Below are 13,251 nucleotides of genomic sequence, written 5' to 3'. Positions count from 1 at the left end.
CCTGCTGTCCCGTGCCGTACCAGCACCCAGCCTAGTGGCTGCCCGGGGGCACGGACGCGCTAGTGTTTGGGCTGTGCTGACTTTTCTCGAGGCTGTCAAGAGGGTGCTGGTGGGCAAGCCCTTCGCCAGTGACAGGCTGAGGAGCAGGACCCTGCCCAAGCGCCTCGCGATGCCCGTCTTCTCCGCGAGCGCCCTCTCGTCGGTCGCGTACGCGCCGGACGAGATCCTGCTGACCCTCGCCCTCGCCGGGGTGGCGGCGGTGGCCATCTCCCCGTGGGTCGGCGTGGCCGTGATCGCGGTGCTGCTCGTCGTCGTCGCCTCCTACCGCCAGGCCATGCGCGCCTACCCGTCGGGCGGCGGCGACTACGAGATCGCCAAGCAGAACATCGGCCCGCGCGCCGGGACCATGGTGGCGTCCGCGCTCATGGTCGACTACGTGCTGACCGTGGCCGTCTCGGTCTCGGCGGCCGCGCAGTACGTCGTCTCGCTCGCCCCGCCGCTCGAGGAGGCGCGCGTGCTGCTCGCCGTCGCCGGCGTCGCCGTGCTGGTGATGCTGAACCTGCGCGGCATCACGCGGGGCGTGCGGGCCCGGGCCGTCGTCGCCTACGCGTTCCTCGCCGGGATCCTCGCGCTCTGCGCCACCGGTATCGGCCAGGCCTTGACGGGCACCCTCGCCCAGGCGCCGAGCGCCCGCTTCGAGATCGTGCCGGACGCAGCACTCGACGCCGGCCTCGTGGGCCTCGCCGGCGCACTCCTGATCCTCCGGGCCTTCTCGGCGGGAGCCGCGGCGCTGACGGGGCTCGAGGGGCCCGTGTCGAACGTGCCGCGCTTCCAGGCGCCGCAGAGCAGGAACGCCGCGACGACGCTCCTCGTCCTCGGCCTCGTGTCCTCCGCCATGCTCGCCGGCGTCATCTACCTCGCCAACGCCACGCGGGTGCACGTGGTGCAGGACCCGGCGGCGCAGCTGCTGCTCGACGGCCGGCCCGTCCCGGACGACTACATCCAGGCGCCGGTGGTGAGCCAGCTGGCGCGGACGGTCTTCGACGCCGGGTCCCCGGCCTTCTACGGGGTCGTCGCGGTGACGGCGCTGGTCCTGCTGCTCGCTGCCCATGCCGCCTTCGCCGCGTTCCCCGTGCTGGCCTCCATCCTGGCCACCGACGGCTACCTGCCGCGCCAGCTGCGCACCCGGGGGGACCGGCTGACCTTCAGCAACGGCATCCTCCTGCTCGGCCTCGGCGCGGTCGTGCTCATCGTCGTCTTCCGGGCGGACGTCACCGCTCTGGTGCAGCTGTACATCGTGGGCGTGTTCGTCTCCTTCACGGGCGGCCAGCTGGGACTGATCCTGCACTGGAACCGCACCCTGCGCAGCACGGTCGGCACCCAGGACCGCTGGGCCATCCGCAAGTCGCGGGCCATCAACACGCTCGGCTTCGCCCTCACCGCCGCGGTGCTCGTCGTGGTACTCGTCACGAAGTTCGAGTACGGGGCGTGGATCGCCGTGCTCGCGATGGCGGTGCTCTTCGCCGTCATGCGCAGCATCAAGAAGCACTACGACGTCGTGGCCGAGGAGCTCGCGATCGACGACGCCGACCACCTGCGCGCCCTGCCCTCCCGGGTCCACGCCGTGATCCTCGTCTCCCACGTCCGGAAGCCCGTCCTGCGTGCCCTGGCGTTCGCGCGGGCCTCCCGGCCGTCGCGGCTCGACGCGATCACCGTGGACGTCGACCCCGCGCAGACGCGCCGCACCCTCGCGGACTGGGAGCGGTACGAGATCCCCGTGCCCATCACGGTCCTCGCCTCGCCCTACCGCGACACCATCACCCCGATCCTCGAATACATCACGACCATGCGCCGGGACTCGCCCCGCGACCTGGTCGTGGTCTACATCCCCGAGTACGTGGTGGGAAAGTGGTGGGAGCAGCTCGTCCACAACCAGACCGCCCTGCGCATCAAGGCGCGCCTGCACTTCGTGCCCGGCGTGATGGTCGCCAGCGTGCCGTGGCAGCTCGCGTCCTCCGACGCGACGCAGATCAACCAGGACCTCAGGTAGGAAGACACCATGACCGACGCCGTACCACCCGCAGTCCCCGCCACTCCCGGGGCGGAGCCGGCCCCGACGGCGGAACTCACCGTCGAGCGGCCCGCCCACGGCGGCCACTTCGTGGCGCGGCACGAGGGCCGCGTGGTGTTCGTGCGGCACGCGCTGCCCGGCGAGCGCGTGCGGGTGCGCTTCACCGGGTCGGACGACGGCGCCAGCTTCTGGCGCGCCGACGTCGTCGAGGTCCTCGAGGCCTCACCGCACCGGGTGACGCACCCCTGGCCGCAGGCGGACGCGCTCTTCACCGCAGCCCGGGGACGCTCGGCCGTCGGCGGCGCCGAGTTCGGGCACATCGCCCTCGACGAGCAGCGGCGCCTGAAGGCCGCGATCTTCGAGGAGCAGCTCGCGCGCCTCGCGAGGACCGAGAGGACGGTGACCGTCGAGGCGGCTCCCGGCGAGGGGACCGACGGCCTCGCGTGGCGGACACGCGCCGCCTTCGCCGTCGACGCAGCCGGTCGCCTCGCCATGCACCTGCACCGCTCGCACGCCGTCGTCCCGGTCCGGGAGACGCCCCTGGCGGTCCCCGCGATCAATGCGCTGCGGCTGTGGACGCTCGACCTGTCGGGCATCGAGCGGGTGGACGTCGCGGCGCCGTCGGGCGGGGGAGACCCGCTGGTCCTCCTCGTGCCCGCCGGCGGTACGTCGCCGCGCCGCGTCGCGGCCGTGGCGTCCTCGATCGACGGCGCCTCGGTCGGTGTCCTCGACCCCGAGTCCGGCCAGGTGCAGCGGCTCGCCGGGCGTACCTGGCTGCAGGAGAGCGTGCTGGGGCTCGACTACCGCGTGACGGGCGCAGGCTTCTGGCAGATCCACCGCGGGGCACCCGAGGCCCTCGTGGGCGCGGTGCTCGACGGCCTCCGGCCCGCGGAGGGCGAGCGGTTCGCCGACCTCTACGCCGGCGCGGGCCTGTTCACCGTGCCGATCGCCCGCGCCGTCGGTCCGGCAGGGGCCGTGCTGTCGGTCGAGGGGTCGGCCGGGACGAGCCGCGACGCGAAGCGCAACCTCCACGGCCAGGACCACGTGTCGATCGTGCAGGGGCGCGTGGACGCCGTGCTGGGCCGCTGGAGCGAGCCGCTCGACGCCGTGCTGCTCGACCCGCCGCGCGCAGGGGCCGGGAAGAAGGTGGTCCGGCAGATCCTCGAGGCCCGACCGCGGGCCGTCGGCTACGTGTCCTGCGATCCGGCATCGTTCGCGCGCGACCTCGGCTACTTCCTCGCCGCCGGATGGACGCTCGACGCGCTCCGCGTCTTCGACCTCTACCCCCACACGCACCACATGGAGTCGTTCGCGCGCCTCCTGCCGCCGTCCTGAGGTCCGGCCGGGGATCGCCGATCCCGATGGCACCGGCTTCGGACCCCGAACGTTAGAGTTAAGGACAATCAGCGGCGATTCCTTCGCCACGCCTAACGAACCGAGGAGGCGCCGATGGGACTTCTGGAGACAATCCACGGCCCGCAGGACCTGAGCAAGCTCAGCGACTCTCAACTGACGGCTCTCGCCGGGGAGATCCGTACCTTCCTGGTCAGCAACGTCTCGCGCACGGGCGGACACCTGGGCCCCAATCTCGGGGTGGTGGAACTGACCCTCGGCATCCACCGCGTCTTCGACTCGCCCCGCGACAGCATCATCTTCGACACCGGCCACCAGTCCTACGTGCACAAGCTCGTGACCGGGCGCCAGGACTTCAGTACGCTCCGCCAGCAGGGCGGCCTGTCCGGCTACCCCTCCCGCGCCGAGTCGGTCCATGACGTCGTCGAGAGTTCCCATGCCTCGTCCTCGCTCTCCTGGGCTGACGGCATCTCCCGCGCCCGTGTCCTGGGCGGGGAGGGCGACCGCTACACCGTCGTGCTCGTGGGCGACGGCGCACTCACGGGCGGCATGGCCTGGGAGGCGCTCAACAACATCGCCGCGGACAAGCGGCGCCGCGTGGTGATCGTCGTCAACGACAACGGCCGCTCCTACGCGCCGACCATCGGCGGCGTCGCCGACTACCTCGCGTCCCTCCGCCCCACCCTCGACTCCGTGCGCACGCACCGCGTGTACGAGCGCACGCTCGACTGGGTCAAGCAGCGCATGCAGGACGGCGGGACGGTCGGCGAGTTCAGCTACAAGAGCCTGCACGCCATGAAGAAGGGCATCAAGGACTGGTGGGCGCCCCAGGGGCTCTTCGAGGACCTCGGCATGAAGTACGTGGGCCCCGTGGACGGCCACGACCAGTCCGCCGTCGAGCAGGCCCTTCACCTCGCCAAGAACTACGGGGGCCCCGTGATCGTGCACGCGATCACCGAGAAGGGCCATGGCTACGCGCCGGCCCGCGCCCACGAGGCCGACCAGTTCCACGCCGTCGGCGTGATCGACCCGGAGACGGGGGAGCCCATCGACGCGGCCGGCCAGCAGTCCTGGACCTCCGTCTTCGCGAACGAGATCGCCGACATCGCCGACGAGCGCCCCGACATCGTCGGCATCACCGGCGCGATGCTCATCCCCGTGGGCCTCCACCGCTTCGCGGCGCGGCACCCCGACCGCGTGTTCGACGTGGGCATCGCCGAGCAGCACGCGCTCACGAGCGCCGCGGGCATGGCCTTCGGCGGCCTGCACCCCGTCATCGCCCTCTATGCGACGTTCCTCAACCGCGCCTTCGACCAGCTCCTCATGGATGTCGCCCTGCATAAGGCGGGCGTGACCGTCGTCCTCGACCGGTCCGGCGTCACCGGGCCCGACGGCGCCAGCCACCACGGCATGTGGGACCTCGCGCTGCTCCAGGCGATCCCCGGGCTGCACCTGGCCGCACCTCGGGACGCCACCCGGCTGCGCGAGGAGCTCCGCGAGGCCGTCTCCATCGCCGATGCCCCCAGTGTGGTGCGCTACTCCAAGGGATCGGTCGGCGCGGAGGTCGAGGCGATCGAGCGCCTGGCCGACGGCGTCGACGTCCTGTCCCGCCGCCCGGCAGGCTCACGCCACAACGACGTCCTGATCGTCAGCGTGGGGGCCATGAGCGAGCTCGCCCTCGACGTGTCGAACCGGCTCGGCGCCCAGGGCATCAGCTCCACGGTCATCGATCCGCGCTGGCTCCTGCCGGTCCGCCGGTCGGTCATCGACCTCGCCGCCGAGCACCGCATCGTGATCGTCATCGAGGACGGCGTCCGCGCGGGCGGCGTCGGCTCGAGGATCCGCCAGGAGATGCGTTCGGCGGGTGTCGACACCGCGCTCAACGAGGTGGGCCTCCCCGTCGAGTTCCTCGACCACGGCTCACGCAACCAGGTCCTCGAGCGTGTGGGCCTCACCGCCCAGAAGATCACGCACGACGTCGTCGCGCAGGTCCTGGGCACGAAGGTGCCGGTCGCCCGGCCGCTCGCGGGGGACCACGCACCTGCGACCGGCCAGCTGCCCAAGCACTGACCGGCCCCGGCCGGCAGTCACCGGTACCGGCCCGCTCCGTCGGCCCGGAGCAGCCGGGGTGCCCGGCGTCCCAGGACACCGGAGCGGCCGCGGCGGGGGAGTGCACGAGTCCTCCCGGGCGGGCTCGCCGGTCCGGAGCAGCCTTCTTCGGAGGTGTGGTGTGAGATAATGACGAAGGCTGGCGAGGGAACCACATTCCCGCGCCGGTCCAGTGACAGGCTTCCGTTCCGAGAGCGACGCTTCCGTCCTACCGAGTCCGCCCCGTCGGCGGAAGTAGGCGGAATCCGCTGGCGGGACCCACCGTCGACAAGGGCGGCTGAGGTGGAAAAGCGCCACTGGTCTCCGAGTGATTCCGCACCCCCATGACGGTGCGACCTCGGACGATATGACAACGACTTCCGGTCCGCCGCCGGGCGAAAGGCCCGCGGCGGGCCGACATACCGCCCTCGAGGGCGTCGGAATGTGGCCGATGCCGCAGGGGCTTGGAGCGAGCACCCATGGATCAGTCAGAACAGCTGGGGAACGACCAGAACGCACCCGTTGCAGCCGAGAGCCTGCAGCAACCTCCGGAGCAGGCCGTGCCTGCGAAGGCGCCGCGCAGGCGCCGTACCGCCAGCGCCCCTGCGGGCGCCCCGCCCGCCGTCCAGGACCCCGCCGTCCAGGACCCCGCTCCCGAAGCGGCCGCCGCGCCTGTCCGCAAGCGGGCCACCCGGGCCCGCAAGCCCGTCGGCACTGCCGAGGCGTCCACGGACACCGCCGCAGCCGGTACGGCGGACGCCGTCACCGGCACCGACCCCGCAGTGGAGACAGCACCCGCAGACGCAGCAGACGCAGCACCCGCAGACGCGCCGCCTGCAGACGCAGCGCCTGCCGCGACGGCCCCACCCGTCCGGGCGACCCGCACACGCCGTCGGGCAGCCACGGCCGAGGCCGGACCCGCGAAGCCCGTCGAGCAGGTTCCCGCCGCCGACGCGGTCCCCGTGTCGGGACCCGCTGCGGCATCCGCCGAGATCGTGGACGCCGGTACGGCGCCGTCGCAGGCTTCCGATCCCACTGCCGACCCCACTGCCGACCCCACTGCCGACCTCGACGCCCCGGTGACGGAGGCCGAGGAGAAGCCGACACGTACCCGGCGCACCTCGACCAGGACCCGCAGCCGCCGCGCCTCCGAGCCGGTCGAGACCTCCGAGCCCGCCCAGGCCGCCGCGCCGTCCGAGGCCGGGACCGAACCCGCCGCGCCCGCCACCGCCGCTCCTGCAGCGCCCGAGCCGGAACCGGCCATCGAGCAGGCCGGCGAGCAGGACCAGCCGGTCGACGGGCCCGGGAGCGATCCCTTCGCCGTCCCGGAATCGCCCCTGTCACTCCTGTTCCATGCCCCCGACCTCAGCACCGTCACCGTGCCCTCCGTCAAGGTCGCCCCGCCGCGCGAGGAGGAGGCGGAGGAGGACACCGAGGAATCGGGCCGCCGCTCGCGCCGCAGCCGCCGCACGCGGAGCCGCCGCAGCGACACCGGCCAGGGCGCGTCGGGCCAGGGCGAGTCCGGCCAGGACGAGGTCGACGCCGACAGCGCGGACCGCGGCGACGAGCAGTCCGGTACCACGGGCCCCGACGACGGCTCGGCCGTCACGTCACGCCGTCGCCGCCGCCGTCGTCGCGGTGATCAGGACCTCGAACTCTCGGGCGGCGACGACGACGACCCGCCCAACACGGTCACGCGCGTCCGTGCCCCCCGGCAGTCGAGCGAGCCCGTCTCCGACCGCGTGACCAGCGTCCGCGGGTCCACGCGCCTCGAGGCAAAGAAGCAGCGGCGCCGGGAGTCCCGGGACACGGGCCGACGCCGCCAGGTCATCACGGAGGCCGAGTTCCTCGCGCGCCGCGAGTCCGTGGACCGGCAGATGATCGTCCGCCAGCGCGACGACAGGATCCAGATCGGCGTGCTCGAGGACGGCATCCTCGGCGAGCACTTCGTGTCGCGGACCCAGCAGGACTCGCTGATCGGCAACGTCTACCTCGGCAAGGTGCAGAACGTGCTGCCGAGCATGGAAGCGGCCTTCGTCGACATTGGACGCGGCCGCAACGCCGTCCTGTACGCCGGCGAGGTCAACTGGGACGCCGCCGGCCTCGACGGCCAGCCGCGCCGCATCGAACTCGCGCTGAAATCCGGTGACCCCGTCCTGGTGCAGGTCACCAAGGACCCGGTGGGACACAAGGGTGCCCGGCTCACGAGCCAGATCTCCCTTCCCGGCCGCTACCTCGTCTACGTCCCCGGCGGTTCGATGACGGGGATCTCCCGCAAGCTGCCCGACGTCGAGCGCAATCGCCTGAAGCGGATCCTGAAGGACCGCCTGCCGGAGAACGCCGGCGTGATCGTCCGCACCGCGGCCGAGGGCGCCAGCGAGGAGGAGCTGACCCACGACATCAACCGGCTGCGAGCCCAGTGGGAGGAGATCGAGCGCAAGGCGGGCTCGACCAGGACCCTGGCGCCGGAGCTGCTCTACGGGGAGCCCGACCTCACCATCAAGGTGGTCAGGGACGTCTTCAACGAGGACTTCTCCAAGCTCGTGGTCTCCGGCGAGGAGGCCTGGGACACCATCGAGGCCTACGTCATGTACGTGGCGCCGGACCTGGTCGGCAGGCTCGAGAAGTGGACGGGCGAGGAGGACATCTTCGCGGCATCGCGCATCGACGAGCAGATCTCGAAGGCTCTCGAGCGCAAGGTCTACCTGCCCTCGGGCGGCTCCCTCGTGATCGACCGCACCGAGGCGATGACCGTGGTCGACGTCAACACCGGCAAGTTCACCGGCAGCGGCGGCAACCTCGAGGAGACGGTCACCAAGAACAACCTCGAGGCGGCCGAGGAGGTCGTCCGGCAGCTCCGTCTCCGCGACATCGGCGGCATCATCGTGATCGACTTCATCGACATGGTGCTCGAGGCGAACCGCGACCTCGTGCTGCGGCGCCTCGTCGAGTGCCTCGGACGCGACAGGACCAAGCACCAGGTCGCCGAGGTGACCTCGCTGGGACTCGTCCAGATGACGCGCAAGCGCATGGGCACCGGCCTCCTGGAGGTCTTCGGCGAGGACTGCGAGCACTGTGCGGGACGTGGCGTCGTGACGCACATGGAGCCGGTCGAGCACCGCCGTTCCATCCCGGCGCCGGAGAGCCAGCCTGCACGCCAGGACAAGCCCTCCCGGAGCGAGCGCAAGCGGAGCCGAGGCCGGGGTGGCCAGCAGCTGGACGAGGCACCCGTCCAGCCCGCCCCTCCCGCGGTCGAGAGCCCGGAACGCGCGGCGAAGGCGGAAGCCGCCCGTGCCGCGCTGGCGAGCATCGCGGCGGCGACGCACCACGCGCACGAGGAGAACGTGGAGGTGCCCGCGGTTGTCGCCGACCTCGAGGTGGCCGACATCGAGGTGACGGAGGCCGTCCTCACGATCAACGGCGAGACGGTCACCCTGCCGCGCGCCGAGAGCAGGCGGCAGGACGGCCCCGACGCCGATCCGGCGCCGGCGACGCGCCTGACGCTGGACAGCCTGAGCGAGGCCTTCAACCGGAAGCCGGTGCCGGACGGTACGGGTGGCACGGACAGCACGGATGGCACCGGCGGGATGGACAGAGCGGCGGTCGACGGCACGCACGACGACGCGGCCCGCCCTGTCGCCCAGGCACCCGGGGCCCCGGTCGCGGAGCCTCCGGCCCGCCGTGCCCGTCCGCGCCGCCGGGTGGCCCGCAGCGCCCAGGGGGCGGCGGACACGACCATCGAGACGCAGGGCGCCGAGCCCGTCGTCGAGCAGTCCGGGACCCGTCACGTTGCGAAGGCCCCCGTGGCGGTCCGGAAGTCCGAGGCGTCCGCGGCCGAGCCGCTGATCTTCGGCGTCGGGGTGCCCGCCTCGGAGCTGTAGCCTCCGACGTCCCGCAGGACCGGTCCCGCCGGCCCACCTGCACCCTCCGCCGCGCAAGGCCGGGGTCCGCGAGGACTCCGGCCTTCCGTGTCGGTGGCCGCCGGGCCCCGCTGATTTGCGGGAAGGCGCCGTACTGCCGTAATCTGGACCCTCGGTGCACTCGCCTGTTGACCGGCGTGTCCGGCGCACGCAGATGTCCTTGCGACACGAGCGGCCGCAGGCAGCGGTGTCCGGGACGCGTCCAGCGGAACCGGTACGAGGAGCAGCCTTCAGGATTGCTGCCGAAGCGCACCCAGGTTTTTTCATCAGAAGTCAAGATTGTCGAGAGAAGTGAGTTCCCAAGTGGTGTACGCGATTGTCCGCGCAGGCGGCCGCCAAGAAAAGGTTTCTGTAGGAGACCTCGTTACCCTTGACCGCGTCACCGGTCAGGCAGGAAGCACGTTCAAGCTCCCCGCCCTCCTTCTGGTAGACGGCGGCAAGATCACCTCCGCAGCGGAGGACCTCGAGAAGGTCACCGTCACTGCCGAGATCATCGAGAATCTTCGTGGCCCGAAGATTGTCATCCAGAAGTTCAAGAACAAGACCGGCTACAAGAAGCGCCAGGGTCACCGTTCGGAACTGACGCGCGTCAAAATCACAGGTATCGCGTAGTCCCTCCGGGCTACCGTTCGGTCACGTAGACACTTCAGCGAAGGCAGGCATAACCCATGGCACATAAGAAGGGCGCAAGCTCCACTCGTAACGGCCGCGACTCGAACGCGCAGTACCTCGGCGTGAAGCGCTTCGGCGGTCAGGTCGTCAAGGCCGGCGAGATCATCGTCCGCCAGCGCGGCACCCACTTCCACCCGGGCGCCAACGTCGGCCGCGGCGGGGATGACACGCTGTTCGCACTCGAGGCAGGCGCCGTCGAATTCGGCACCCGCCGCGGACGCAAGGTCGTCAACATCGTGGGAGCAGCAGCAGAGTAATCTGCCTGGATCACGGTGCGAGCAGCATTCGGGTGGGGTGGGCCTCTACGGCTCGCCCCACCTTTGTTTAAGCCGATCAGACTCGGCACAGCGAGAGATTTGTAGAAGGAGACCACCGTGGCGAACTTCGTCGACCGCGTTGTCCTGCACGTATCCGGAGGCACCGGTGGCCATGGCTGCGTCTCCGTCCACCGCGAGAAATTCAAGCCCCTGGGCGGGCCCGACGGCGGGAACGGCGGGGACGGCGGCGAGGTCATCCTCCGCGTCGACCACCAGACCACCACCCTCCTCGACTACCACCACGCCCCCCACCGGCATGCCACGAACGGCGGCAACGGGATGGGAGACTGGCGCGGCGGCAAGAACGGGGAGACCCTCATCCTGTCCGTCCCGGACGGCACGGTCGTCAAGACGAAGGACGGCGAAGTCCTCGCCGACCTCGTCGGCGAGGGCACGGAGTTCGTCGCCGCGGCGGGCGGTCAGGGCGGTCTCGGCAACGCCGCGCTGTCCTCCCAGAAGCGCAAGGCTCCCGGGTTCGCCCTCCTCGGCATCCCGGGCGACGCGCGGGACGTCGTCCTCGAGCTCAAGTCGATCGCGGACATCGCCCTCGTCGGCTTCCCCTCCGCCGGCAAGTCGAGCCTGATCGCCGCGATGTCGGCGGCCCGGCCGAAGATCGCCGACTACCCGTTCACCACGCTCGTGCCGAACCTCGGCGTCGTCGAGGCCGGCTCCACGCGCTTCACGATCGCGGACGTCCCGGGCCTCATCGAGGGTGCGAGCGAGGGCAAGGGCCTCGGCCACCACTTCCTACGCCATGTGGAGCGCTGTGCGGCCCTCGTCCACGTCCTGGACTGCGCCGCCCTCGAGACCGATCGGGATCCGCTGGCCGACCTCGAGATCATCGAACGCGAGCTGGAACGGTACTCGGTCGACATGAGCTTCGCGGGGCCCGACGGCGACGTCGTTCCCCTCAACGAGCGGCCGCGGCTGATCGCGCTCAACAAGGTCGACGTGCCCGACGGACGTGACATGGCGGCGTTCGTGCGCCCCGACCTCGAGGCACGCGGATACCGCGTCTTCGAGGTGTCCGCCTCCAGCCACGAGGGACTGCGCCAGCTCGGCTTCGCCATGGCGGAGATCGTCGAGAACGCGCGCAAGGCCGTGGCCGCGACGCCCCCGAAGGTCGCTCCTCCCGTCCTGCGTCCGCGCGGCGTCAATGCCGCCTCGTTCCGGATCCGGCACGAGGAGAAGGACGCCCTGCCCCTCTTCCGCGTCCTGGGCGAGAAGCCCGAGCGCTGGGTCATGCAGACGGACTTCACCAACGACGAGGCCGTCGGCTACCTCGCCGACCGCCTCGCCAAGCTCGGTGTGGAGGAGCAGCTGTTCAAGACCGGCGCCAAGCCCGGCGACACCGTGGTGATCGGCGAGGGCGACGGCGTCGTCTTCGACTGGGAGCCGACCATGATGGGCGGCGCCGAGCTGCTCGCGGGGCCCCGTGGCTCCGACCTCCGCCTGGCGGAGTACGTGCGGCCCACACGCGAGCAGAAGCGTGAGGAGTACCAGGAGCGCAAGGACGCCAAGGCTGCTGCCCGCGCCGACCTCGAGGCCGACCGCAAGGCCGGCGTCTGGACCGAGTCCGTGCAGAACCGTGCCCGTCCTGTCGCTGCCCCGCAGGACGCGGACGGCGACACCGGGAACTGACACGTGTCCCTGCAGCAGCCGCGGCAGTCCCTCGGGTCCCGGTCGGGGCTCGCTGCTGCCGGGCGGATCGTCGTCAAGGTCGGCTCGTCGTCGCTGACCTCCGTCTCGGGGGGCATCTCGGGTGAGGCCCTCGTGGCCCTCGCCGATGTCCTCGCCGCGCGGCGCAGGGCCGGCACCGAGGTCATCCTGGTGTCCTCGGGGGCGATCGCCGCGGGCCTCGCGCCCCTCGGCCTCGCCCGCCGTCCGTCGCAGCTCTCCACCCAGCAGGCGGCGGCGAGTGTCGGCCAGAGCCTGCTCATGGCGCAGTACTCGCAGGCCTTCGCGGCGCACGGCGTCACCGTGAGCCAGATCCTGCTGACCGCCGACGACCTCATCCGGCGCTCCCACTACGCCAACGCGCACCGGGCGATGGAGCGGCTCCTGAATTTCGGCGTCGTGCCCATCGTCAACGAGAACGACACCGTCGCCAGCCACGAGATCCGTTTCGGCGACAACGACCGCCTCGCGGCCCTCGTGGCGCACCTCGTCAAGGCCGAGGCGCTCGTGCTCCTGTCCGACGTCGACGCGCTGTACGACGGGCCACCCGCCGCGGGCGCGAGCCGCATCCCGCTCGTCGGGTCCGCCGCGGACCTCGAGGGGGTCACGATCGGCCGGACCGGGCGGGCGGGCGTCGGAACCGGCGGCATGGTCACCAAGGTCGAGGCCGCCACGATCGCGGCCTCGTCGGGCATTCCCGCCCTCGTCACCTCGACGGCGAACGCGGCCGCGGCGCTGCAGGGGGAGGACGTCGGGACCTGGTTCACACCCACCGGCAAGCGCCAGCCGATCCGCCTGCTCTGGCTCGCGCACCTCGCCCGCGTCCTCGGCACGCTGGTGCTCGACGACGGCGCCGTGCGCGCCGTGGGCGAGCGGCGCCGATCGCTGCTGCCCGCCGGCGTCGTCGACGTGTCCGGCGTCTTCGAGGCCGGCGACCCCGTGCAGCTCGTCAGCGGGGACGGCACGGTGGTGGCGCGCGGCCTCGTGAACTACAGCTCCGCGGAACTGCCGCGCATGCTCGGACGGTCCACGCACGACCTCGCGGACGAGCTCGGCGCCGAGTACGAGCGGTCGATCGTGCACGTCAACGACCTCGTGGTGCTCCTGTCCGCTCCCACGTCATGAATGACCCCCGAGGCGGCGGGGGAGCGGC

8 protein-coding genes are annotated in these 13,251 nt (G+C 71.7%); all 8 read left to right on the top strand.

Going from position 1 to position 13,251, the window contains the following annotated elements:
- The first annotated feature begins 73 nt into the window (after nucleotides 1-73).
- The 8 genes from ACX80K_RS03980 (at nucleotide 74) to proB (ending at nucleotide 13,223) form a co-directional block, all read left to right on the top strand.
- Nucleotides 74-2,050 (top strand): APC family permease, encoded by a 1,977-nt coding sequence (locus ACX80K_RS03980; RefSeq protein WP_459270548.1) that lies wholly within the window; start codon nucleotides 74-76, stop codon nucleotides 2,048-2,050.
- Between the two features lie 9 nt (nucleotides 2,051-2,059).
- Entirely contained in the window at nucleotides 2,060-3,406 is a 1,347-nt protein-coding gene (locus ACX80K_RS03975; protein WP_459270547.1) for a class I SAM-dependent RNA methyltransferase, read from the top strand.
- 114 nt (nucleotides 3,407-3,520) lie between these two features.
- Entirely contained in the window at nucleotides 3,521-5,494 is a 1,974-nt protein-coding gene (gene dxs, locus ACX80K_RS03970) for a 1-deoxy-D-xylulose-5-phosphate synthase (RefSeq protein ID WP_459270546.1), read from the top strand.
- Between the two features lie 497 nt (nucleotides 5,495-5,991).
- Complete coding sequence (locus ACX80K_RS03965; protein ID WP_459270545.1) at nucleotides 5,992-9,393, top strand: Rne/Rng family ribonuclease; 3,402 nt, start codon at nucleotides 5,992-5,994, stop codon at nucleotides 9,391-9,393.
- A 342-nt stretch (nucleotides 9,394-9,735) separates the two neighbouring features.
- Nucleotides 9,736-10,044, top strand: a complete 309-nt coding sequence (gene rplU, locus ACX80K_RS03960; protein ID WP_459270684.1) for a 50S ribosomal protein L21 — start codon at nucleotides 9,736-9,738, stop codon at nucleotides 10,042-10,044.
- 56 nt (nucleotides 10,045-10,100) lie between these two features.
- Entirely contained in the window at nucleotides 10,101-10,361 is a 261-nt protein-coding gene (gene rpmA / locus ACX80K_RS03955; RefSeq protein ID WP_028280075.1) for a 50S ribosomal protein L27, read from the top strand.
- Nucleotides 10,362-10,478: 117 nt separating this feature from the next.
- Nucleotides 10,479-12,062, top strand: coding sequence for a GTPase ObgE (gene obgE, locus ACX80K_RS03950; protein WP_459270544.1), 1,584 nt, complete (start codon nucleotides 10,479-10,481; stop codon nucleotides 12,060-12,062).
- A 3-nt stretch (nucleotides 12,063-12,065) separates the two neighbouring features.
- Entirely contained in the window at nucleotides 12,066-13,223 is a 1,158-nt protein-coding gene (gene proB, locus ACX80K_RS03945; protein WP_459270543.1) for a glutamate 5-kinase, read from the top strand.
- Nucleotides 13,224-13,251: the final 28 nt, after the last annotated feature.

The sequence above is a fragment of the Arthrobacter sorbitolis genome (assembly GCF_054510995.1).
Note: the sequence above shows the minus strand (reverse complement) of the source record. Positions and strands in the feature narration are given on the sequence as shown.